Origin of the sequence: Rheinheimera baltica (genome assembly GCF_030731985.1) — a bacterium.
In the GTDB taxonomy this organism is placed as follows: domain Bacteria; phylum Pseudomonadota; class Gammaproteobacteria; order Enterobacterales; family Alteromonadaceae; genus Alishewanella; species Alishewanella baltica.
Genome location: NZ_JAPJDY010000003.1, coordinates 248,054 through 270,556 on the forward strand (window position 1 = coordinate 248,054; position 22,503 = coordinate 270,556).

Sequence of the window (22,503 nt, forward strand, 5' to 3'; positions counted from 1 at the left end):
AGTATTGCTTTTTATGCTTGATTTTCGTGTTACGTCTAAGCGTTTTGGTTTTATTGTCAGTATTTTACTGTTCATGATGCCAACTATTGCCAGTGAAATTGATTTAGCCATAGAAGAAACATTAGACCGTTACATTCAGGTCATTCAACAAGACCAAACTGAAGCCAGTGTACTGTTAAATGAGTTGGCGCAAACCGACATTATGCAAGTGGCGATACAAAGCCGGGTAAGGTTAATCAGTTATTTGGTTTTTGATGCATATTACAGCAAAGACACCGCAAAAACAGAGCGTCTGATGCAACAATTAATGCAGCAAGCTCAGTTCACTGAACACCCTGATGCATTGAGTGAAATATTTGCCACAGAGCTAGAATTGCTAATGTATCAACAAAAGTTAGATGATGCTGTCATTAAAGCGGATAAACTTGTGTTGCAGCTTAAAGATGCGTCAAACACCCGGGTAAGCTATTACGCCAATAACGTTTTAGGGCGGCTGTTCAAAGCAGATAGCCAGTACGAGCGCGCACTAGAGCACTTTATTCGTGCACTCGATAGTGTCTCGGAAACAGATGATGCCTTAACTCTACGCCGTCGCGGTTTTCTAAATTTTAATATTGCCCAGGTTCATACCGAATTAAAAAACTGGCCGCAGGCGAAGGCGCTGACAAAACAGCTTATTGCTGATGCCATCAAATACCAGCATATAACAGTGTTACCCGAATTGTATTTGCTACAAGGCTATATCGCCAGTTCAGAAAAACAGTTTGATATAGCGATTAGCGTGAATAAAAAAGGTTTAGTTGCAGCTTTAGAGAACAACGACGAATACACGGCATTGACGTTTGAAAATAATTTGGGTGCTACCTATATTGAATTGCAAGATTATGCTGCGGCGAAACGTATTTTACTGCTGGCGTTGGTACGCGCTGGCAGGCTGAAAGATGAATACAGTCAGCAGCTGATTACAATGAATTTAGGATATATTCGTGTTTTTGAGGGCGAACAAAGTGCTGGTATTGAGCAAATAAAAGCGAGTATGAGCTATTTTAGTCAGCACGCGACAAAAGCTGAGTTTGAACCGTACTATGAATGGCTGGCAAAGGCATATGCTGCCGCAGGCATGTATCAGCAGCAAGCGGACACCCTGCTAGAGCAAATGGCGTTACGCGAGGATATTCGCTCAGCAGGGCGTGAGGCACGGCTAAATGAACTGCAAAATCGATACAACACTAAAGCACAAGCTCAGCAAATTACTATTTTGGAACAGGAAAATAATTTAAAGGCGCAGCTGTTGGAGAATAAACAGCTACAACAGAAGCTAACCTTATTGTTTGTGCTGCTTATGTTATTTGCGGCAATGGCTTTGCTGCAGTTATATCGTAAAGTACGCCGATCAAATCGGAAATTATACGAAACCAATAAGCAACTGGCATTTCAGTCGCAACGTGATCACTTAACCGGGTTATACAACCGGCGGGCTTTGCAAGAGCATATGCAATTGCGCAGTAAACAACGCCGCGAGCAGGATGCCAGCGGTAATTTAACCGGGCTGCTGTTACTGGATATCGACTTTTTTAAACGTATTAATGACCATTATGGTCATAGTGCGGGTGATGCGGTATTAATAGATATTAGTCGCCGCTTGCAAAAAACCTGTCGTGAAAATGATATGGTTGTGCGCTGGGGCGGCGAGGAAATACTGCTTGTGCTGGAGAATATTAGCCCTTCTCTGCTCGATGGTTTTATTCAGCGTATTTTACATGTCATCGCCGAACCCACGGTTAAGTTCGAGCAATACGATATTCATGTTACTGCCAGCGGTGGTTTTATTCACTTACCCTTTTCCGGCATCAAAGAAGAGCATCTCGATTGGGAAAAAGTCATGCAAATTGTGGATATGGCACTTTATCTTAGTAAAGCCAATGGCCGTAACCAGGTATGCATGATTAAAGGGTTAACTGTCAGCTTTGAGCAAGCTGAAGCATTACTATACAGCGATTTAACCGGCGCAATTCAACAGGGTATGTTGGATGTCGGCACAGTTCACGGTCCAGGTGGTACTGTAAGCTAAATGGGGTTTGCGCTTCATGTAAAATGCTTTGGCATGAAAATGGCGTTAACGCCGACTTAGCCTGTAAAGTGCGTTAAAGGTGGTAATTGCAGATGAATTTTGTTAAAAACTTAAAGTATTAATATTAGCAATTTACTGGTCAATCGACGTTAAGGTGTAATGGATGTTGTGGTTAAAATGGATAAAATTGATTTTTAAGGTGGTTGCGACGCTATTGTCTATAGTAGTTACAATATACGTTGTGTTGCTTGTAATAAATTGGCAAGACGAGGCACCATCCACCGCAGCTTCTACTATGCGTACTCTGCAGGAAGTTCCGGCAGAAATTACCCCTGATAATAATGGCTATGAATACTTTCGTCAGCATGCAGGTGCAACTGAACATACTGTGTCTGACACTTTTTCTCAGTTGATGCGTCAGTGCGATACAGAAGACTGCAATGCGGTTTTAGCTGCCCAACCAAATTTAGCCCAACTTATTGAAGCGCATAAGCCGCTGATAGATTTTTACCAACAGGTGCGCAGTTATCCTTATTGGTATGAGCCAGCAGTGGCTGACGCAGCACAAGCATTACCGTCTTATCACGGCATTATGCATGCCCAGCAGCTGCTGTTATTACAGGCCTGGCTAGCGGCACAGCAGCAGGATATCGCGACTGTCAGATTATTGTTGCAGCAAGACCTTCAATTCTGGCGCACCGTTTTATCTGATAATAATTTGTTGCTTAGCAAAATGATCAGTATTGAGGCGGTGAAACGCCACTTTAATTTTGCCACTGTGCTTAAACAACAAATTGAACCACAACAGCAAGCCGATATGATGCCTGATAGCTGGCTAGCGCCCTTTACCCCTGAGGAGTTAAGTTTGTTGCAAGCATTATCGGGCGAATGGGTGTTTGGTGATAATGTCATAGCCGCAGCGCTAAAAGAAGACTTGGCTAGGGATGATATAGCAATCACAGAACAACTTAGCATAGTTCTGTCAAAGCCCTTTTTCTTAATGCAAGCTACCAGTAACGATCGCGCGGCAATGTTATTGGCACAGGCAAATGCAGAAGTACTGCCAATACAGCCTTGGTACAGTTGGGTATATAACCCCGCGGGTAAGTTAATAAATAGTCTTACCCCTGATTACTCATCGTATCAGAAGCGTTTAGAGGGACTTGAGCCACTGCGCCAGCAAGCTATCGCGATTAATTAGCGGCTTTTATCCTGGGTGGGCCTGTTGGCCTACCCAGGGCTTAATAGGTTAGCTAGACATAGGCTGGCTTTGCATTTTATCAGGCGAGTAAGAGCCTGGAACTGTATAGCGCCAATATCGCCACTGCAGATAACATCAGTACCGATAATGTCAGTATTGTGCCAAACACTCGGAATTTTAGTGGCTCAGAAACCTGACGTACGCCCCAGGCATGGCTTAGCCTGCCCAGCAGTAGTGCAATTCCGAGTATGTGAAGATAAAGCGGCGCTAATCCGCTATATTCAGCGAAAAATATCAGTAACAGCGCAAAAGGTACATACTCAGCAAAGTTACCATGCACTCGTATGGCGCGCTCCAAAGCCATTTCACCATTGCTACCAATACCCACCTTAAACTGACGGCGTTTACCAACCACTTTAAAACTCAACACAATGTAAAAGAGTGCCAGCAATGCGGCATACAATGCAGTTATCATAACGACTCCTTGGTATAGATTAACTTATGTCGTTCTATCATAACGGAATATCGAGCTATTGTAAGTGTGCTGATTTATGCATCTTATAAGCTTGCTGTCTGCTTGATTTACTATTAGTCTGAAGTATCAAATATCTGCCCGGAAACTCAATGCGTTTTGTACTATGGTGCTTAGTATTTCTGTCCGGTTATGCCGCGGCAACTCAGCAACCGCCAACCCTTCATTTATATACCGAGCATCTGCCACCGTACAGCTATATTGTTGATGGCCGGCCAGATGGTATTAATGTCGAGCTTATGCATCAGTTGTGTCAGCGTCTTGAGCTTGACTGCAATATCACGGTATTACCCTGGCGGCGGGCTTACGAAAATGCTCAGCATCAGCAGATGAGTGGTGTGTTTTCAACTGCGCGAAGCGCCGCCCGCGAACCGTTGTTTCGCTGGGTTGGGCCAATCGCATCAGACTGGGGTTATTTGTTTCGTTTAAAAGGCAGAACCGAGGTTAACCCGACTAATCTTGAGGAAGCAAAAAATTTTAAGCTGGCCGTTGCTCGTGGCGATGTGTACGAAAGCTATTTCAAGCGTCATGGCTTTGAGTTTGGTCGCAATATGTTAGATTTCGCCACTAAGTCTGAGCCAGTACCATTGTTTATGGCAAAACGGGTAGACTTGCTGGTGGGCTCTAAGCGCTCTTTACGTACCTGGTTACGTAATAACAAGTTACCAGAAGACAGTGCTGAGGCATTATTTAAATTGGAAGATGTTGGCGATAACTATCTGGCGTTAAACCTTCTCTTCCCGGTAAAGCTTGCTGAGCGCATGCAGTTGGAATTAGAACAGATGCGCCAAGAAGGCACTATTAATGTCTTAATCCAACGCTATACAGATGCTAGTAACCCATGAGTAATATCTTTACTACTCTACTGCTTCTTTTGTGCTGTTGCTGGCATCTTAGCGCCAAAGGGGATAACTGGCCCCATGGTGCTAAAGCTGCAGTTAGCCTGGCGTATGACGATACGCTGGCATCGCAGCTGGATGTGGCCATTCCGGCGCTTAATGCGTACGGCCTGAAAGCCAGCTTTTATCTGCAATTATCCAGTCCGCTTATCACGTCACGTTTAAGTGAGTGGCGTGCTGCAGCAACACAGGGTCATGAACTGGGTAACCATACTTTATTCCACCAATGCTCGGCCAGCAAACCCGGACGTGACTGGGTTGGCGCTGACGATGATCTAGATAACATCAGTGCTACGCAGCTGGTACAACAAATTCGGCTAGCCAATAGCATGTTATTTACTATTGACGGCCAAACCGAGCGCACGTTTACTGCTCCTTGCGGTGATGCGCTGGCACGAGGGCAGCCATACTGGCCGTTAATTCATAAAGATTTTGTAGCGATAAAGGCAAAGCCGGGGGCAATAATCGCCGATATGGCAGAGTTTGATGTTTATGCGGTAGAAGTCATAGTCCCTGTTGGTAGCAGTGGTGCTGAGTTAATCGCCTTCGTTAAGCAAGCCGCGAAGCACGGCACAATGGTTAATCTCACCTTTCATGGCGTCGGTGGCGATCACCTAAGTGTTTCTGCTCAGGCACATGATCAATTGCTGGCGTACCTCGCTGCAAATCGAGCGACCTACTGGACAGATACCTTTATAAATATAATGCGATACGTGAAAGCACAGTAGCCAGTTTACTGGTTGCTGGTTACGCCATAACCTGTCGGTTTATAACCTAAATTCCATTCACGCACACCGCTGACAAAAGGGTTGTCGTGGCCCATTTCTTTGGCGGTTTGCCGGTTTAGATCCTGCTCTTTTGTCGTGACAGGATCTTGCTTGTGCCAGGCCATAAACAGCTGTTGCTGTGCACGCGACAGGTTAAGGTTATATTTGTCTGCCATATAAAAATAAATACGCGCAATATCGCCACGCACTGGCGGAGCGGGTTCAAACACGCGTTGTTTAAAATCGACTTTTACCGGACAAGCGCCATGTTGCGCCGGGGTTGAAGGCAATACACCAAAGCGATAATTGCTGCGATCGCCGTTTACCTCGCCAATGGCGGGTTTTAGGTTATATAAATCAGCTTCCATGGCACGAAATACGCTGTCGGTTTTGACGCAGTTTTTCCGGCCACCCTCTTGCCAGCACTGGCGTTGGTGGCCAAAGTGGTGAGCAGGCATAATATGTTCCCATTCTATTCTGTTGGCGCGCTGGTTGTTTTTGCGCACCTGATAACCACAGGTCGCCAAATTGGGGCTGCCTTTTTTGCCTTGCCAGCTAATATCACAATCGCAATAAAAGCTTTTGGCATCTGCTGCGTGAATACCCTGGGCTAAACGTTTTGCCTGATCAAAGTTAGCGGGTGCGGCTAAGGTAAATACCGAATACAGCAGCACCAAGCTGCCGGTACAAAAAGATAAAAATTTCATTCACTACCACTTACTTCAGTGAGACCTAAATCCAGTTCTTGGGATTCTGGCAGCTAAAAAAGCTGCATCAGCTTTGGGCTGACTTAATGCGTTTTACCGGCAATTTGCTCGATATCCTGCTGTAACGGTTTTCGCAGACCCAGCTTAAAGCTTAATTCGGCAACGATAAACAGCGGTCCAACAAAGAGCCCAATAATATCATCGACAAAAGCCGGTTTTTTGCCTTCAAAGTAATGACCAACAAACTGCAATAACCAGCCTACAACAAATAATGCGATTGAACTGCCTAGCCATAGCCAGAGCGATAAGCTTGCCAGTTGTGCCGCCAGCAACAGGCAAGTTCCACTAAACAGCAGCATTACTACTGCAAAGCGCAGATCAAGCCGCAGGTAAAAAGCCATAGCGGCTATAAACAATACCAACGAGGGTGTAATAGTTAAGCCAGCCAAGCTAAAAAGCGGCCAGTACAGCAAGCCAAATACTGCAATGATAATGAGCGGGATGCCGGCGTAATGGGTGAGGATATTACGTTCGTCGCGATGGTACTGCGCGTACTGGCTTAGGTGTTCGGTTAAGTTTTTCATCGGTTACCACGTGCAGCAAACAAGGTTGGCATTAGCCTAAATCTACCGCTTAGCAGGGTCAATGAGACACTTTGTTCCTAATGTAGCTAAGTTGTAAACTTGGCGTGTATAAGCAATAAATTGTCTGGCTAAAGGCGTAGCTTAAGAGTGTGTTAACGGAGCTAGTAGTCACTAACACTTAGTGATGCTGCAGTAACAGCATCGCTGCCCGCTCATGGATGACTTGCATAAACCAATAAAAAATAAAGGATAGACACATGCAAGTAATCAAGACGTTGTTCAAGCGTCAGCTTATCCGGCTGATGTTGCTTATTACCCCGTTGCTGTTTGGCGGCTATGCCAGTGCTGAGGCAATTTTGCACGCTTTTGACTGGCACTATGATGAAGTAGCCGCTAAAGCGACAGAAATTAAAAACCTTGGCTATAAAGCGGTGTTGGTTGCACCACCGCTAAAATCCAATGCAGCTAATTGTGCCTGGTGGCAGCGTTACCAACCTCAGGATATCCGCGTAATTGACCACTGCAAAGGCAATAAGCAGTCGTTTGTTAATATGATTAATGCGTTAAACGACAGTAACCCTGCGCGAAAAGTGGATGTGTATGCCGATATCGTGCTTAACCACATGGCAAATGAGCGCGGCGGTGCTACCGATTTCCCAGGTCAGGCGGCGCTAAATAGCTATAGTAGCAACAGCAGCTACTGGAATAACCAAAAGCTGTTTGGCAATCTTAGCCAGGGGTTGTTTAGCCCGTGGGATTTTAATCCGGCAAATTGCATTAGTAACTATAACGATGTCTGGCAAGTACAGAACTGGCGACTGTGCGGTGGTGCTGGCGATAGCGGCTTGCCAGATTTAAACCCAAATAATTGGGTGGTGCAACAACAGCGTGCTTACTTAAGTGCACTAAAAAGCTTAGGCGTAAAAGGCTTTCGGGTTGATGCTGCCAAACATATGAGCAATTGGCATATTAATCAGATTTTCACCAGCACCATCAAAAATGGTATGTACGTGTTTGGTGAAATTATTACCAGTGGTGGTGCTGGCAATAACGAATACAACAGCTTTTTATCACCCTATTTGGCCAATACTGATCACAAAGCCTATGACTTTCCTTTGTTTAATACTATTCGCAGCGCCTTTGGCTTTGGCGGCAGTTTAAGCCAGTTGGTCAATCCGGCAGCTTACGGTCAGGCATTACAAAATAATCGGGCAGTGACCTTTACCGTTACGCATGATATTCCAACAAATGATGGCTTTCGTTATCTCATCATGGACCCAACGGACGAATACCTGGCTTATGCCTATGTAATGGGCCGTGATGGTGGCAAGCCGTTGATTTTCAGCGACAGCACCGGTACCGATAATAACCGCTGGGTAAATGCTTATAAAGCCAGCCATATCAGTAAAATGCTGAATTTTCATAATCGTATGCAAGGGCAGGGCATGGAAATGTTGGCCTGGAACGACTGCGCCATTTTATTTCGTCGTGGTCAGGAAGGCGTAGTGGGCATTAATAAGTGCGGTAGCAGCCAAAACTTTAATGTTAATACCAATGGTAGGTTTTACTGGTACCGCAATTATCGTGACGCGTTAAGCGGGGCTAATTTGGTGTATATCAGCGGTGGAAATTATACCTTCAGCATTCCGGCCCGTCAGGCCAGAATGTGGTACGCCGATTAACCTAGACAGCGATAAACTTAGTCTGTAGTAAATAGCGCCAGTAAATCTTCAGCCTTACCTTGCCACGGTTGGCCTTTGCCGCCGGAGAACAATTGGTCGGCTAGCTGGCGCTTATGTTCTTGTAGTAATTGCACTTTTTGTTCTACGGTATTGCTGGCAATTAATTTATAAACAAACACATTTTTTTGCTGACCTATACGGTGAGCGCGGTCTGTCGCCTGCGCTTCGGCTGCCGGGTTCCACCAGGGATCGTAGTGAATAACGGTATCGGCAGCGGTAAGGTTTAGGCCGGTGCCACCGGCTTTTAAACTGATTAAAAACACCCGTGTTTCGCCATTTTGAAAGGCATCTATTTGCGCTTGGCGATGTTTGGTTTGGCCGGTCAGCTTGCTGTAGCGAATACCCAGTGCATTCAGGTCGTCTTCAATTAGCGTTAGCATGCTGGCAAACTGGCTAAACAGTAAAATATTACGCCCTTCTTCCAGCATTTCTGGCAGCGTATCGCGCAGCCATTGTAATTTAGCATTGCTTTGCACCGAGCGGGCATGTTCTACCGGCACTAATCTGGCGTCGCAACAGGCCTGGCGTAATTTTAACAGTGCATCAAGAAACTGGATTTGGCTTGCAGCAACGCCTTTTTGTACAAACAGTTCACGTACCTTGGTTTCCATCACCAAACGGATACTTTCGTACAGGTTGCGCTGGTCGCTTTCTAATTCCAGCAACTGCACTATTTCAGTTTTTTCAGGCAGTTCACTGGCGACTTGTGCTTTAGTACGGCGCAGCATAAAGGGAGCAATGCGGGCTTTTAACGCATGCGCGCGCTCAGTATCGCCGTGTTTTTCTATCGGTTTACGATACACTTGATTAAAATGCGTATCGTTGCCAAGCAGGCCAGGTAATACGAAGTCGAAAATAGATTTTAATTCGCCCAGATGATTTTCCAGCGGCGTGCCAGATAGCGCTAGTTTAAAATCGGCTTTGAGTAAACGTACCGCTTTAGCCGCCTGGCTGCCCGAGTTTTTAATATGTTGTGCTTCATCCAATATAACGGCGCTTAAAGGTTGGCTTTGGTAATACTTATGATCCCGCACCACTAACGGGTAACTGGTGACAATAACATCGTAGTCAGCTAAAGCATTAAACAAGGGTTGACGCTTGTTGCCATGTATCTGTAGCACACGCAACTGCGGCGTAAAGCGTGCCGCTTCTGCCAGCCAATTCCCAAGCAGGCTGGTAGGGCAAATGATTAAGGCCGGATGTGTCAGCTCGCCTCGTTGTTTTAATGCCAACAACAAACTCAAGGTTTGTAGCGTTTTACCCAGCCCCATATCGTCGGCCAAAATGCCGCCAAGCCCAAACTCACGTAAAAAGCTTAACCAACTTAGGCCTTGCAACTGATAGTCGCGTAAAGACGCTTGCAGGCCCTCTGGCAAATCGCACGGTGTTATACCTGCAAAGTTGTGCAGCAGTGAGGTTAATTTTTGTGCCCGTTGTGCATTTAAAAACTGAATGTCTTTTGCTGTTTCAGGCGGCAATAGCGCCGCTTTAAAAGCCGGCAAGTCCATGCTGAACTGTGGCCTATTGGGGTTTAGCAGCTCAATAATGGTGTCAATAAAGGGTTGGATCAGTGCCAAAGGTAACGCCAATTTGCCTTGCGGTAACGACAGCCAGATGGGCTTATCGGCATCTGGCAGGCCATGCTGGCGCAGCCATTGGCTGATCAGAGGTAATAGCGGTACCTGGGTGCCATCAATATCAACCTGTATTGCTAATGCAAAGCCGCCAACAGCATTGTCTTGCACTTGCAAATAGGGGTTGCCCGTGAGGATGTCCAGATTAAAGTTTTCATCGCGTGCAATATGCCAGCCTTGTTGCTCAAGCTCTGGCAGCGCATCTAGCAGCGGTTGCCAAAGTAGCGGGTTATCAGGGCCTTCACCAACGCCAAAACCACATTGGTCAGTATAGGGGGCTGCCAATGGGGGTAATTGCACTAGCTCCAGGGCCAGTAATTGTTCCAGAGCATGCGTTTCGCTGCTGCGATCACGTTTTACAAATATGGTATCGCCGTCTTGTTTCAATTCGGTTTGGGCCTGGGTCAGATCTAATGGCAACAGGTAGTTGTCGTATTGAAACTGCAGTACCGCGGTAGGCTCGTTTCGTCCGCGGCTTTTTTGCGGCAACATTTTTAGCTGTAACACGGGTCTGGGTTTGGCTTTAATTTGCTTTAAACCCGGTGCAGCCGGAAGTGGCAGGCTGGTTTGTTTAAACAGTTGTTGTAGGCGGCTAACGCTAGACATTAAAGCTTGCTGCGGTATAGGCGGCATTTTGTTAAGCAGCTTGAGTTGGTTGCTACTGAGGTTGGTATCCAGTTCGCCGAGCTGATAATAACTGGTGTCTAAATAACAAGGCGGGTCGGTATAGACTAATTCAAAATCGCGGTCTGCATCGTCTAACTGCCAACCCAGTTGTTGGCCAGCTACTGTTTCTTGCCAGATAAATTGCAGTGTCCGCTTTGGCCCAGAGGTAACCGGATAGCGTGCTTCAGAGAAAAAACAGCGTTCGCTGCTTAGCAATTGTTGTAACAACTGATAGCCCCAGTCGCCTTCTAACAATGGCAGATCGCGCAAACTTTGCGCACGAAAGTAACTTAATAGCCGGTAATCCTGCTGCTCTATCCAATGCGGTATCGCCGGGCTTACTAAGTCATATTTGCCGATGGCTACGCCTTTGGTATAACCGCCTTTTTTGCTCTCTCTAACCCGACGCGGGCTTAGCTGTAAGCCCGCCTGGCCATACGACAACAGATACAGTACGACGTCTTTTTCTTCCCGAGCCGGCATTTGCGACTGTTCAACCTGCTCAAACCACTGATTAAGCTGGCGCACCGGACGCTGCTCAAGTTGCAGCTTATGTTGCTGATAATCGCGTTGCAGGCGCAATAATACGGCCAGTACATGCTTACAATTGGCGCCAACCGGGCAGGTACACCGATTCTGCAGCTGCCAGCCCGCGCTGGTGTGTTTAAGATTGATAAATTGCCGGTAGGGCGTAAATGCCGCGCCCCACACCTGAGCGCTAATGTCAGACAGGTCGCTATTGTATTCCAGCTTAACCACTTTACCGGCTTGCAGATACGCCTGCGCCCGTTGAAAGGTAACAGCATCAAACCATTGTTCCAGCTGTTGCTGGCTAAGGGGGAACGCAGTTTCTGTAGTCATAACGTCTGAAAGTTGAACGCAAAGGCGTAATGCTACCGCAGTTTTGCCTTAAGCCAAATGCGATAGCGTGAAATAAAGCAAATATCTGCAATTATTATCCAGTGAGCTGATGAGTTAACGCCAGTTTTGTCTTGAAGTGGAGGGTTAATAAAAAGCCAGCTATGTTTAAGCGGAAAAATGGCACAGCATCACTGGTCGCTTTTATTTCGGTGAAAAATATAATAATAAGGATAATTCACTATGCTAAAAAAATTATTGTTGGTCATCGGTATGCTGGTAGCTATACCGCTGATTACTGCGCTGTTTATTAAGCAAGATTACAAAGTGGATACCACGGTAGTGATAAAGCAGCCTAAGGAGGTGGTGTTTGACTACATCCGTTTTTTATCAAACCAGGATAATTACAGCGTTTGGGCGAGCATGGACCCCAATATGCAAAAGTCTTCTCGTGGCATAGATGGTACCGTTGGTTTTGTCTCGAGTTGGCATAGTGACAACCCGGATGTGGGTACCGGCGAGCAGGAAATTAAAGCGATAGTTGAAGCGCAGCGCATCGATTATGAGCTACGTTTTATGGCACCTTTTGCTGCAACATCGCCGGCCTATATGCAGACAGAGGCCATCTCGCCCGAGCAAACCCGCGTAACCTGGGGCTTTGAGGGGCATGTGCCTTATCCAATGAACCTGATGCTGTTGTTTATGGATGTGGAAAACGTGATAGCGACAGACTTGCAGCAAGGGCTTGATAATTTACGGTTGATTTTAGAAAGCCCGACGGCAACAGAGTAAGCGGTCAAATAAGCTAGCTAAACTCAATGCAAAAATTAAAAATAATAGTCCAGACTCAGCTGAAAATAATCGTCATGTCGAATAAAGTACAGTGTGTCAGACGGAAGATTACTTTGAAATAACCAGGCGTCTATTCTTAGCCGAAGCGTGTTAGACAGCCGCATGGAGGCTTCCAGTTTGACACTCTTACTGGCACTGTTATCCAAGTCTTGCAACAGCCCCAGCAACATTTCGCTACCCGCGGCATCGTTGGCAACAAAACGGCTGCCTATAAACAGGTCGTTTTGCCCTGGTACCGGCGCGAGCTGCTGGCGGCTGTCATACTGATACTCAGCAATCCAAGCCCAATTCCAGTCAGTTTCAAATACGCCAACCTGGGTATATTCAAAGCCTAATGTGGCGGCGCTGAAATCCTGCTGCCGGGTTTTACGATAAATGCTTTCCAGTTTCCAAATCCAGCTCCCGCTGATGAGCTGCGCCTCAATGCCTAATTGCTGCATTTGCAGGTACATCGGTTGCAGGGTGTTTTCAGCGCTTGGCAGTAATATCGGCTCACGGTTGTTGCCTTCGAAATAGCTTAAAGCCAAGTCCAGGGCACCAAACTGCTGGCTCCAGCGCAAGGCGAAATCCAGATTGCGCTCAGCTTGTGCCGATTCATACAACGGCTGATCCGAATTTACCGGCAGAGGAGGTCGTAAGCGGCCGTCCTGTCCTGCAAGTGTGCGTGGACGAAAGTACGGCAAAATATATACCGCCAGCGTGCCGGCGCTGCCATACCTATTGAGGTTGAACATGGGTTGGCCAAGCTTTGCCTCACCATCAACACCGGCTATTAAATCTGTTTGATTAATGACATCTACCAGATGTTGGGACTCGGTAACGCCCCAAAACACAATGTCTACGCCGGTTTTAATATCATAGCCGTCGCCAGCGTATTGCCAGTATGCCTGGCGCAGGTCGATTAAATTACCTTCAGTATCTTGCTGATCCCAGCGTAAAAACGGTTCTAGCGCCAACAGGTGTGCACGGTCGTTACTTTGCCATACCCATTCGGCACTCACGCTGGCCCGGCTATGTGATTTTGCTTGTGCCTGATCGCCTGGCTTGGCGTAATAACGTTGTTGCAAGGTTAAGGTATAATCCTGACTGGGCGGGGTAAACCCAGAGACAGAGGTTGTTGCTTGGGTTTTAGTTTGTTGTCGCGCAGGTATTGCAGGCACTGAGGTGGGTTGCGGTGGTGTATCGTCATGTTGTTCAGTTGCTTGTGTAACTACCGGTACGGCTGTTGGTTGTTCTGCTTCGGCAGCGGCTTGGTTTGATACGTTGGCAGAGGCTTTAGCGGGCCTGCCAGCAGGAATGGTAATCGCATTGTTGTACCACTGCCTGGCAACCGCAACCGGAATGCTAAGCATGTGTTGGCGCTGCGGTATATTTAATTGACTACCTTGACGTAATGCGTTGATATTATTAAGCGTAAATGCGTGCGGGTTTGCTTGCCACAACGCATAAATGACCTGCACCATAGCTACCTGATCATCAGGCCTGGCTTGGGTAGCAAGTTTCCACAAGGTATCGGCGCTTTGTACCGGTCCTAAGGTTGTTTCAGTTGCCTGTGCCTGAGTACAAATAAGAGCCACAACTGTTAAAAGTGTACGCATTGCGTCAACGTCCTGCTGCTAGCGCGCGCGTTGCAGCGCATTGGTGTCAAAGTCAGCCGCTGTGCGGCCGGTGTTAAAGCGAATGTTGTGGATCAGTAAATCAGTACTCTTGCCGGTTTGGTGATTTTCCATGGTAAGTTTGTGCGGCCGCCAGTATTTTTCCAAATAGAGTTTGTAGTCCTCTAAGCTAAGCGTTTTCAGCAAACTGTTCTTACGGTCGTAGTAGGTTACTTTAATCGGCTGGTAATGAGTTTTATCGAGCCAGGCAACTGTTTTACTATAACCGGAGTATTCATCAGCAGGGGTTTGCTCAATAACAAAACACTGGCCGTCACCGCAGGGTTCGTCCCGCAGATAATTAAAGCGATATTTAGCCAGCTCAAATGAGCTTAAATCTTCATAGGCAAATTCGCTACCCATAAAGGGGCCGGATTTATTGCGTGATGCAATGCGTTTAACCCGTTTTAGTGCGGGTAAATATAGCCATTGGTCATCCTCTGCAGTGGGGTGGGCGTGGTTTAAAAACGCGGTGCCGCGCACATCGCGAGGTTCATCAAATAGGGTTAACCCCTTGTCACCATCACCTTGTACCTCAAGCGCTGCGGTACGCATTTCGCGGCGGCTTTCGTCACCACCCGCGCTGCGTAATATCATAGAAGTAAGGCTTTCACTATCACCCCAACCTGCATCGCGGTTTTTACGTTCCTGTGCGATAGCCAGGCCCTTCGCTTCATCGGCCAATAGCGTGGCACAGTTAACCGCGCTAACCAGGCTAAGCAATAGCAATGAGGTAGAGAGATAATTACGCATGGCGCTTGGATTCCTTGGTGTCAAATTTCAACAAAAACGCAGGTAAGAATAAAAAGTCTATTACCAGTGCGGTAAAGATAATGATAGCTGTTAACAGCCCCATGTCCGAATTTAACCGGAAATTGGATAGCATTAGTACGCTAAAACCGACGATGAGCACCGCAGTTGTGATCCAGAGTGCCCGGCCAACACTGGTAAACGCATAACGCACGGCGGCCTCGGTGTTACGCCCCTCCTGACGAGCGTGCTGATATTTCGCCAAGAAGTGCACGGTGTCGTCGACAATAATGCCCAAACTCAGGCTGGCAACGACCGATAATCCCAGGTTAATTTCACCCGAGTACCAGCCCCAGATACCAAAGCCGATAGCGGCAGGCGCAATGTTTGGCACCAAACTAATTAACCCCATACGCCAGGATCGCAAGCTTAACGCCAGTAACAGTGAAATAAGTAACAATGCCAGTGGCAGTGTTTGTAGCATGGAGGCCATATTACGCTCGCCAATGTGACCAAACATCAATGCGGTACTGGCGGCACTAGCGGAGTATTGCGGATAATGTTGTGTCAGATAGCTTAGTGCTTTTCGCTCAAACTCAGTAATTTGCTTACTACCCATATTCTGTAGCGATACCGCAATGCGTGTCGCGCTTTTATCCAAATTAAGCTGATTGTTTAAATCCAAGCCATACGGCAGTGACATTTCGTACATCAACAGATACTGTGCGGCTTCGTCCGATGCAGTCGGTATGCGGTAATACGCCGGGTCATCGCCATGCATATTTTTATTTAACCGCTTAAAGGTGTCGCTAATAGCGTTGACGTGCACAACTTCTGGTTGTTGCGCTAACCATTGGCTAAAACTGTCTACAGCAGCAATAAACTCTGGCTGGTTTATGCCACTGCTTTGCCCGCTATTTAACGCAAAATCAATGGAAGCCGACGCGCTAAGATGTTGATCAAGAAAGTCCATCGACTGGCGAAATTGGGTATTGGGCGAAAAGTACTTTACTGCCTCATCATTAATTTTATTCAGGCTAATAAAGCCGGTAAATGCCAGCATTATGAGTAACATTATCGGCAATAGCAGGTTATGGCGGCGGATAACAAAACCGGCCAACCTATCCATAACGGTACTGCTCTCTGGTTTCGGTACCAGGCTGGCCTTAAGTGGCAGTAAATACAGCAAGGCGGGCAAGGTTATCAGGCTAAAACCACATGCCAGCATAACACCGGTTGCACTCATATTTCCCAAATCCGCCAGAATAGGGACTTCGGAAAAGTTAAGTGTTAAAAAGCCAATGGCCGTGGTTGAACTGGTAATAAACACCGGCATGATATTACGTTGCATGCTGTAGCGAATAGCATTGGCTTTGTTATCGCCGCGCTGCAGGGCAAATTGCATGGATGCGATAACATGCACACAGTCTGCCACCGCCAGAGTCATTAATATGGTTGGGACATTCACTGTGGTCATACTTAAGAAAATACCAGCCCAACCCGCTAATCCTAAGGTACTAACAATAGCAATAACAATAATAATAATGGTCGCCAGCGCACCCACTATAGAACGCAGTAATAGCGCTAACATGATAATGATCATCGAAAACATCAGCGGAATAAGTGTGCGCGCGTCTTGCTCTGCTTCAGAGGCCAGTGCGTTGTTCATAGCAATAACACCGCCCAGATGGAACTGAACCTGAGGATATTGCCGACTGAACTCGTCAGTGAGTTGCTTCACAAAATTATAAGTATCAAACACCTCCCGGTTTTTATCTACCTCAGGAAATTGCACAGTAATGTTAATAGCGGCAACTTTGCCAGTGTCGGCTACAAGCCGTTTAACTATGCTTGGTTCGTTAAGAGCAATCTGGCGAATTCGGGCTAACGCCTGTGGGGCTAATGGCATCGACTGCGGGACTAGATCGCCTACCATGAGGTCATCCTCGTCGGCCTCGGTAAGCTGATAGTTAGTTAACGAGTCAACCCGGATAGAGTGCGGGGTCTGCCAGGCCGCGTCAGTCAGCTGAAGGATCAGGCTGAGGGTCTCTGCACTAAACACATTGCCGTCAGCAGGGGCGATGCCAATAAGTATATTGTCACTTTTATTAAACGCATTTTGCATTTGCTCAAAGGCGAGCAATTGTGGGTTATCGGCTGAGAAGAAAATACGGTAATCGCCGCGAAACTCTAGCTTGCTAATGCCTGCACCCATTAACAAGGTTAGTAGCAATGAGCCAAACAACACCCGCCAAGGCGTGTTTAATACGCTGGTTAACCAAAGTTGTTTCATGTTTTCTCCAAAGCCCATTTTGTTATGCCGAGCAACAGCTTGAGCGATAATAATTGCCTTTCCCTGGCTCGGTTAACAGTGTAGCTGATTTAACTGCAGGCTAATTGGAATATTTATGCTTGCTAATAGTTAACATTATGCTAAACATTATTTATCTTTTAAATGTCAAAGACAGGAGACAGGATGTCACTGGCCGTGGTGTACAGTCGGGCCCGACATGGCCTGGATGCCCCTTTAGTTACCGTTGAAGTGCATATTAGTAATGGTTTGCCGGCATTTCAGCTGGTTGGGTTACCCGAAACGTCGGTAAAGGAATCTCGCGACAGAGTAAGAAGTGCGATGGTAAACAGCGGCTTTGCGTTTCCAGACCGTAAAATTACCGTTAACCTTGCCCCGGCCGATTTACCTAAAGAAGGCGGTCGGTTTGATTTACCCATAGCGCTGGGCATTATTGTGGCCTCTGGCCAGCTTGCCGAAAAAAGTTTGCAGGGGTATGAATTTTGCGGCGAGCTGGCGTTGTCTGGTGAAATACGGGCGATAGTGGGCGAAATTCCGGTGGCGATAGCGTGTCGGGATGCCGGGCGTGAAGTTGTGCTACCAATGCTTAATGCCCAGCAAGCTCAGCAGGTACCTAAGGTCGCGGTGCACGGTGCCGAGCATTTGTTGCAAGTGCACAGCTTTTTACTGGCACAACAGGCATTGCCGGCGATACCTGCGCTTCCGGCACGTGAAGTGTCAAAGCAAGCGGATCTGGCCGATGTGAAAGGGCAGGCTCATGCCAAGCGGGTATTAGAAATTGCTGCGGCTGGCGAGCATAACTTGCTAATGCTGGGCCCTGCTGGTACCGGAAAATCGATGCTGGCGCAGCGCCTGCCCGGCATTATGCCACCGTTGACGGAACAGGAAGCACTGGCAACGGCGGCCATTTATTCTATTGCAGGCTTGCAACGTAATTTAACCGACTGGCAGCAACGGCCATTTCGTAGCCCGCACCATACCAGCTCGGCAGTGGCGTTAGTCGGGGGTGGTTCAGTGCCAAGGCCAGGTGAAATTTCGTTGTCACACCATGGCATTCTTTTTTTAGACGAGTTACCTGAGTTTCCGCGCAAGGTGCTGGATGTTTTAAGAGAGCCATTGGAAACTGGCGTAGTGCATATTAGCCGGGCGGCACGGCAAGCCGAATTTCCGGCACAATTTCAATTGGTTGCGGCGTTAAATCCCAGCCCAACAGGGCATCATCAGGATGGGCGCGCCACCCCGGAACAGGTGATGCGCTATTTAAATCGTTTATCCGGTCCCTTTATTGACCGCATTGAGCTGCAAATTGAAGTGCCGCTATTGCCCAAAGGTATGTTAAGCCAACGAACACAGGAAGAAAGCAGTGCTAAGGTGCGCGAAAGAGTATTGGCAGCACGTGAGTTGCAATTGGCCCGGCAGGGTAAAGCCAATGCGCGCTTAAGTGGCAGTGAAATTGCCGATTTTTGCCCGTTGCAACAGGCCGATGCCCAATTTTTGGAAGACACTATTCATCGCTTTAAGCTGTCGGCCCGCACCTACCATAAAATAATTAAAGTCGCCCGCAGTATTGCCGATTTGCAACAGCAACCAAAAATAAGTCGTGCACATTTAATGGAGGCACTCAGCTACCGTGCGTTAGAGCGGCTGCTGAGTTATTTAAAGAACTGACCCACGGGTAGATTAAAGCAGGAGTCGCGATGTACTCTAAGTCAACCGTTGCAGGCCTGGATGGCCAAATCGAGCCCCCAGGGATGGGTTTGCGGCGTGTTGACGTGAGTATATCGGCTCATGTGTTACGCCTGAGCCGATAAGTTAAATTAATTTCCAGTTTAATGTTTCACCGGCATAAAACGGTACTATTGGGTTACCGTTTGGCAGGCTAATTTCATTGGGTACCTGCCACTGCTGTTTTTGCAACGTTACGGTACCGCTATTTCGCGGCAGGCCGTAAAAGTCTGCGCCGTAGTGGCTGGCGAAGCCTTCCAGTTTATCCAGACAACCTAAGTCGTCAAACACCTGAGCATAAAGTTCTATTGCACTGTGTGCGCTATAACAACCGGCACAACCGCAAGCGGACTCCTTGCGATGTTTTTCATGTGGTGCAGAGTCTGTCCCTAAGAAGAATTTAGTCGACCCCGATGCAACCGCAGCGCGCAATGCTTCCTGATGTGTGCGACGCTTTAATACCGGTAAACAGTAATTGTGCGGCCGTACGCCGCCCACCAGCAAGTCGTTGCGGTTTAATAGCAAGTGCTGTGGCGTAATGGTGGCGGCAATATTGGCGGCATTGCTGGCGACAAAGCTGGCTGCATCCGCAGTAGTGATATGTTCAAACACTACTTTTAGCGTTGGAATACGGTTAACGATATGCTGCAGGTAGCGGTCGATAAAGATTTTTTCCCGATCAAAGATATCAATATCATGATCGGTTACCTCACCATGTACCAAAAGCAACATACCCTGCTCAGCCATGGCTTCAAACACCGGGTACAAGCTATCCAATGCGCTAACGGCATCTGATGAATTTGTTGTCGCGCCAGCCGGATACAGTTTAGCCGCGACCACACCCGCCGCCTTAGCCTCAGCAATATCTGTGGCACTGGTTTTGTCAGTTAAAAATAACGTAACTAACGGCTGAAACTGGCTGCCCGCAGGGCGTGCTGCCAATATCCGCTCGCGATACGCCACCGCCATGGCTGCGGTAGTTACTGGCGGCACTAAGTTTGGCATGACGATAGCACGGGCAAACTGGCGTGCTGTTGCGGGGACGGTTTCCAGCAACATATCACCATCACGAAAATGTAAATGCCAGTCGTCCGGGGTTTGAATGGTTAAGCTAGTCATGCGTGGCTCCTGCAGGCGGTGGGGCGAAAACTGCCGACTATTCTATCAAGTTCAGTGGCGAGCTGCATTGGTTAAATCATCTTTAGCAATGGCCATTTTGTTTGCTACACTTTGTGCCATTACCTGACAGGAGCTTGACAATGTCTGACTTAGATTTCGATCTGGACCATCTTGATTTTACTGCCGCTGAACAGAATGTAGAGCGCCAGCAGCAAGCCGAATTGGAGCGTGCTGAGGCGCCGCAGTTTGGTGATGACGACGATGAATGCAGCGGCGGTGCTTGCAAGATTTAGTTTGCTGTAGATTGCTCAGTGGGTTTGTGCCATAACTGGCTAACTGCAATACAAAGCACGCCGAGCAGCATTAACAATGAAAATGGCAGCGCTGTGCCATTATAAAAAAAGGCCAGCAGTGGCCCGGCCAGTGCGCCTATGCCAAAGCGTAAGGTGCCAATAACGGCTGTTGCGGTACCGCTGTTATCAGGAAATTTCATCAGAATCATCGCGTCTGCATTGGTGGCAATTAAGCTTAAACTTGCCATTAACGGCGCAATGGATACTACAGTGTACACCAGAGATAACTGCCAGAAATTAAACAACGCCAACGCGCTGGCACTGATCATGGCTAGCACCAGCCCAACACGCAACATGCGTTGTGGCCCAAGGCGCGTTACCACTTTGCTGTTGACAAAATTTGCCAGCATCAACATTGCGACGTTAAAACCAAACAATAGGCTAAATTGCTGCTCGTTCACACCAAAGAATTTGATGTAAACAAAGGGCACAGCGGTAAGGAAACAGAAAAAAGAAAAAGACGCGAACATGGATGTTGCGATGTCAGGCCGGGCTGATACACGGGAAAATACTACCTTGTAGCCAGATAGAAATGTGGGTTTTACCTGCTGAGCCGAAGTACGGATTTCAGGCAAATAACGCCAGCTTAGCAACAGCACCACGGCGCCGTAACCGGCCAGCGTGACAAAAATCATTTGCCAGTTTGCCAGCCATAGCACGCCACTGCCAATTGCAGGGGCTAGCAGCGGCGCGAGCATCATAATCATAGAAACATATGACATACCTTTAGCAGTATGCTCTTGGTAAATGTGACGGACTATACCAGGCACTACAACGGTGGCAGCTGCACCACACAGTGCTTGCACCGCCCGCCAGGCTAAAAACCATTCAATTGAGCTCACTAAACTCAATGCAATACTGGCCAGCACAAAGCCGCTTAGGCCGAAAATTGCCAGGGGACGCCGCCCCAGGCTATCCGCTAACGGGCCACACACCAGCATGCTGATACCGAAAAATGCTAAAAAGATACTAAGAGATTGCTGCACCATGCCAATAGAGGTATCTAACTGCTGCGCCATAATTGGCATCGCGGGCAGATACATATCAATAGCCAGCGGCGTAGTGGCAACAACGGCTGCAAGCAGTAAAATAATCCAGCCAGCGGGTTTATGTGACATCGGGTTAAGGCTCTCCAATTGGCGGCGCATTATAATACGTAGTTTTGGCCGTCACGGCTAATATTGAAGTGTAAGTATAAGTTAACAGATATGTCTGCAAATCAAGGAAGACATTGCTTTTGCAGTTCTATCGCTATTTAATAGTCGTACATAAGAAAAACCTGTTGTAGAGCCATGATTGTATCTTGTTTACGAATATTGATTATCTATTTGGCTTTATTAGCAACGTCGGTTAAGGCTGCTGAAATATTGCGGGTAGGCTTGCATTTATCTGCGCCCTGGTCTTTTTATAATGACGCTGGCGCGCTTGATGGCATTGAGTATCAATTGATGTCACGGATATTTAGCCAGGCTGGATATCAGGTAGAGTTCGAGTTGCACAGCTATAGCAGGTTGTTAAAGCAGTTTAGCGATCATAAGTTGGACTGTATTTCACCCGCAGCTGTAGATATTGCTGGCGCTATTTACACACAACCGTATTTACCCTTTAAAGACGTCGCAATTAGCTTGCAGCAGGCAGCAATAACGCTAAACAGCGTGTCTGATTTGTCAGGGAAACGTATTGTCGCTTATCAGCAAGCGGAAAAGATATTAGGCCAGAACTACCAACATGCTATCAGCGAGGCAAGTTATCTAGAACTGGCAGAGAGAAAACTGCAACTAGAGTTGCTGTTTAGCCATCGTGTTGATTTAGTTATTGGTGAGCAGCGAGTATTGCACTATTTAGCCAATAAAGTTGCACCGCAACAACCACTTGAAACGCATTATTTATTTAATGAGGCTTTGTATCCTGCGGCTTGCTGGCAAGCTGAATGGGTAACGGTGTTTAATCGGGGATTGGCACAACTGCAGCAGTCAGGAAAACTGAAGCAACTGTTGTTGCAATATCTTCCCAATTGAGCGAGTGGGATAATATAGCCTAAGCTCACAGAATACGCTTATACTGTTCTTACTTAGGC

The 22,503-nt window shown here is 47.3% G+C and carries 18 protein-coding genes; 9 read left to right on the forward strand and 9 right to left on the reverse strand.

Annotated elements, in window-relative coordinates; all coding sequences use genetic code 11:
- The first annotated feature begins 13 nt into the window (after positions 1-13).
- Together ORJ00_RS06580 and ORJ00_RS06585 are read left to right on the forward strand one after the other, a co-directional pair.
- Complete coding sequence (locus ORJ00_RS06580) at positions 14-2,071, forward strand: tetratricopeptide repeat-containing diguanylate cyclase (RefSeq protein ID WP_306139340.1); 2,058 nt, start codon at positions 14-16, stop codon at positions 2,069-2,071.
- Positions 2,072-2,366: 295 nt separating this feature from the next.
- A complete protein-coding gene (locus ORJ00_RS06585) occupies positions 2,367-3,272 on the forward strand; it encodes a hypothetical protein (protein ID WP_306139341.1) in 906 nt (301 codons plus the stop codon).
- Positions 3,273-3,351: 79 nt separating this feature from the next.
- Here the strand turns inward: ORJ00_RS06585 and ORJ00_RS06590 are convergent, their stop codons facing one another.
- On the reverse strand, positions 3,352-3,747 hold the full coding sequence (locus ORJ00_RS06590) for an MAPEG family protein (protein ID WP_027670017.1): 396 nt from the start codon (positions 3,745-3,747) through the stop codon (positions 3,352-3,354).
- A 149-nt stretch (positions 3,748-3,896) separates the two neighbouring features.
- Here ORJ00_RS06590 and ORJ00_RS06595 point away from each other — a divergent pair, with 149 nt between their 5' ends.
- Together ORJ00_RS06595 and ORJ00_RS06600 are read left to right on the forward strand one after the other, a co-directional pair.
- Positions 3,897-4,649, forward strand: coding sequence for a substrate-binding periplasmic protein (locus tag ORJ00_RS06595; RefSeq protein ID WP_306139342.1), 753 nt, complete (start codon positions 3,897-3,899; stop codon positions 4,647-4,649).
- Positions 4,646-5,431 (forward strand): polysaccharide deacetylase family protein, encoded by a 786-nt coding sequence (locus ORJ00_RS06600; RefSeq protein ID WP_027670016.1) that lies wholly within the window; start codon positions 4,646-4,648, stop codon positions 5,429-5,431. The genes ORJ00_RS06595 and ORJ00_RS06600 overlap by 4 nt, the downstream gene beginning before the upstream one ends.
- Before the next feature lie 5 nt (positions 5,432-5,436).
- On the opposite strand, the gene ORJ00_RS06605 is transcribed toward ORJ00_RS06600, so the two are convergent.
- On the reverse strand, positions 5,437-6,177 hold the full coding sequence (locus ORJ00_RS06605; RefSeq protein WP_306139343.1) for an endonuclease: 741 nt from the start codon (positions 6,175-6,177) through the stop codon (positions 5,437-5,439).
- An 83-nt stretch (positions 6,178-6,260) separates the two neighbouring features.
- Positions 6,261-6,761, reverse strand: a complete 501-nt coding sequence (locus tag ORJ00_RS06610) for an Mpo1 family 2-hydroxy fatty acid dioxygenase (RefSeq protein ID WP_306126386.1) — start codon at positions 6,759-6,761, stop codon at positions 6,261-6,263.
- A 257-nt stretch (positions 6,762-7,018) separates the two neighbouring features.
- On the opposite strand from ORJ00_RS06610, the gene ORJ00_RS06615 reads away from it, so the two are divergent.
- On the forward strand, positions 7,019-8,443 hold the full coding sequence (locus tag ORJ00_RS06615; RefSeq protein WP_306139344.1) for an alpha-amylase family protein: 1,425 nt from the start codon (positions 7,019-7,021) through the stop codon (positions 8,441-8,443).
- Between the two features lie 17 nt (positions 8,444-8,460).
- Here the strand turns inward: ORJ00_RS06615 and ORJ00_RS06620 are convergent, their stop codons facing one another.
- Positions 8,461-11,664 carry a DEAD/DEAH box helicase gene (locus ORJ00_RS06620; RefSeq protein ID WP_306139345.1) on the reverse strand — a complete coding sequence of 1,068 codons (3,204 nt, stop codon included), beginning with the start codon at positions 11,662-11,664 and terminating at the stop codon, positions 8,461-8,463.
- A 240-nt stretch (positions 11,665-11,904) separates the two neighbouring features.
- On the opposite strand from ORJ00_RS06620, the gene ORJ00_RS06625 reads away from it, so the two are divergent.
- On the forward strand, positions 11,905-12,453 hold the full coding sequence (locus tag ORJ00_RS06625) for an SRPBCC family protein (protein ID WP_306139346.1): 549 nt from the start codon (positions 11,905-11,907) through the stop codon (positions 12,451-12,453).
- Between the two features lie 35 nt (positions 12,454-12,488).
- Here the strand turns inward: ORJ00_RS06625 and ORJ00_RS06630 are convergent, their stop codons facing one another.
- Genes ORJ00_RS06630 through ORJ00_RS06640 form a run of 3 tightly spaced genes read right to left on the reverse strand, consistent with a single transcriptional unit; the run spans position 12,489 to position 17,211 of the window.
- Positions 12,489-14,111: a FimV/HubP family polar landmark protein gene (locus ORJ00_RS06630; RefSeq protein ID WP_306139347.1), complete on the reverse strand. Its 1,623-nt coding sequence runs from the start codon at positions 14,109-14,111 to the stop codon at positions 12,489-12,491.
- Positions 14,112-14,129: 18 nt separating this feature from the next.
- Positions 14,130-14,921 (reverse strand): outer membrane lipoprotein-sorting protein, encoded by a 792-nt coding sequence (locus ORJ00_RS06635; RefSeq protein WP_305976527.1) that lies wholly within the window; start codon positions 14,919-14,921, stop codon positions 14,130-14,132.
- Positions 14,914-17,211, reverse strand: a complete 2,298-nt coding sequence (locus ORJ00_RS06640) for an efflux RND transporter permease subunit (RefSeq protein WP_306139349.1) — start codon at positions 17,209-17,211, stop codon at positions 14,914-14,916. Before ORJ00_RS06640 ends, ORJ00_RS06635 begins: the two co-directional genes overlap by 8 nt.
- A gap of 183 nt (positions 17,212-17,394) precedes the next feature.
- On the opposite strand from ORJ00_RS06640, the gene ORJ00_RS06645 reads away from it, so the two are divergent.
- A complete protein-coding gene (locus tag ORJ00_RS06645) occupies positions 17,395-18,897 on the forward strand; it encodes a YifB family Mg chelatase-like AAA ATPase (RefSeq protein ID WP_305976525.1) in 1,503 nt (500 codons plus the stop codon).
- Positions 18,898-19,041: 144 nt separating this feature from the next.
- Here the strand turns inward: ORJ00_RS06645 and pyrC are convergent, their stop codons facing one another.
- Positions 19,042-20,073, reverse strand: a complete 1,032-nt coding sequence (gene pyrC / locus ORJ00_RS06650; RefSeq protein ID WP_306136741.1) for a dihydroorotase — start codon at positions 20,071-20,073, stop codon at positions 19,042-19,044.
- A 140-nt stretch (positions 20,074-20,213) separates the two neighbouring features.
- Between pyrC and ORJ00_RS06655 the strand changes: the two genes are divergently transcribed.
- Positions 20,214-20,366, forward strand: coding sequence for a hypothetical protein (locus ORJ00_RS06655; protein WP_169338535.1), 153 nt, complete (start codon positions 20,214-20,216; stop codon positions 20,364-20,366).
- Here ORJ00_RS06655 and ORJ00_RS06660 read toward each other — a convergent pair.
- Positions 20,363-21,544 (reverse strand): multidrug effflux MFS transporter, encoded by a 1,182-nt coding sequence (locus ORJ00_RS06660; protein WP_027670004.1) that lies wholly within the window; start codon positions 21,542-21,544, stop codon positions 20,363-20,365. The two genes, ORJ00_RS06655 and ORJ00_RS06660, sit on opposite strands and share 4 nt — an antisense overlap.
- A 210-nt stretch (positions 21,545-21,754) precedes the next feature.
- Here ORJ00_RS06660 and ORJ00_RS06665 point away from each other — a divergent pair, with 210 nt between their 5' ends.
- Positions 21,755-22,444: a substrate-binding periplasmic protein gene (locus ORJ00_RS06665; protein ID WP_169338534.1), complete on the forward strand. Its 690-nt coding sequence runs from the start codon at positions 21,755-21,757 to the stop codon at positions 22,442-22,444.
- Positions 22,445-22,503 lie beyond the last annotated feature (59 nt).

What these genes read in the sequence shown, in the direction of transcription:
- ORJ00_RS06660 (WP_027670004.1), bottom strand. Translation starts at nt 21,544, where the DNA reads ATGTCACATAAACCCGCTGGCTGGATTATTTTACTGCTTGCAGCCGTT.
- ORJ00_RS06645 (WP_305976525.1), top strand. Translation starts at nt 17,395, where the DNA reads ATGTCACTGGCCGTGGTGTACAGTCGGGCCCGACATGGCCTGGATGCC.
- pyrC (WP_306136741.1), bottom strand. Translation starts at nt 20,073, where the DNA reads ATGACTAGCTTAACCATTCAAACCCCGGACGACTGGCATTTACATTTT.
- ORJ00_RS06595 (WP_306139342.1), top strand. Translation starts at nt 3,897, where the DNA reads ATGCGTTTTGTACTATGGTGCTTAGTATTTCTGTCCGGTTATGCCGCG.
- ORJ00_RS06600 (WP_027670016.1), top strand. Translation starts at nt 4,646, where the DNA reads ATGAGTAATATCTTTACTACTCTACTGCTTCTTTTGTGCTGTTGCTGG.
- ORJ00_RS06605 (WP_306139343.1), bottom strand. Translation starts at nt 6,177, where the DNA reads ATGAAATTTTTATCTTTTTGTACCGGCAGCTTGGTGCTGCTGTATTCG.
- ORJ00_RS06630 (WP_306139347.1), bottom strand. Translation starts at nt 14,111, where the DNA reads ATGCGTACACTTTTAACAGTTGTGGCTCTTATTTGTACTCAGGCACAG.
- ORJ00_RS06625 (WP_306139346.1), top strand. Translation starts at nt 11,905, where the DNA reads ATGCTAAAAAAATTATTGTTGGTCATCGGTATGCTGGTAGCTATACCG.
- ORJ00_RS06655 (WP_169338535.1), top strand. Translation starts at nt 20,214, where the DNA reads ATGTCTGACTTAGATTTCGATCTGGACCATCTTGATTTTACTGCCGCT.
- ORJ00_RS06620 (WP_306139345.1), bottom strand. Translation starts at nt 11,664, where the DNA reads ATGACTACAGAAACTGCGTTCCCCCTTAGCCAGCAACAGCTGGAACAA.
- ORJ00_RS06590 (WP_027670017.1), bottom strand. Translation starts at nt 3,747, where the DNA reads ATGATAACTGCATTGTATGCCGCATTGCTGGCACTCTTTTACATTGTG.
- ORJ00_RS06635 (WP_305976527.1), bottom strand. Translation starts at nt 14,921, where the DNA reads ATGCGTAATTATCTCTCTACCTCATTGCTATTGCTTAGCCTGGTTAGC.
- ORJ00_RS06615 (WP_306139344.1), top strand. Translation starts at nt 7,019, where the DNA reads ATGCAAGTAATCAAGACGTTGTTCAAGCGTCAGCTTATCCGGCTGATG.
- ORJ00_RS06580 (WP_306139340.1), top strand. Translation starts at nt 14, where the DNA reads ATGCTTGATTTTCGTGTTACGTCTAAGCGTTTTGGTTTTATTGTCAGT.
- ORJ00_RS06585 (WP_306139341.1), top strand. Translation starts at nt 2,367, where the DNA reads ATGCGTACTCTGCAGGAAGTTCCGGCAGAAATTACCCCTGATAATAAT.
- ORJ00_RS06640 (WP_306139349.1), bottom strand. Translation starts at nt 17,211, where the DNA reads ATGAAACAACTTTGGTTAACCAGCGTATTAAACACGCCTTGGCGGGTG.
- ORJ00_RS06610 (WP_306126386.1), bottom strand. Translation starts at nt 6,761, where the DNA reads ATGAAAAACTTAACCGAACACCTAAGCCAGTACGCGCAGTACCATCGC.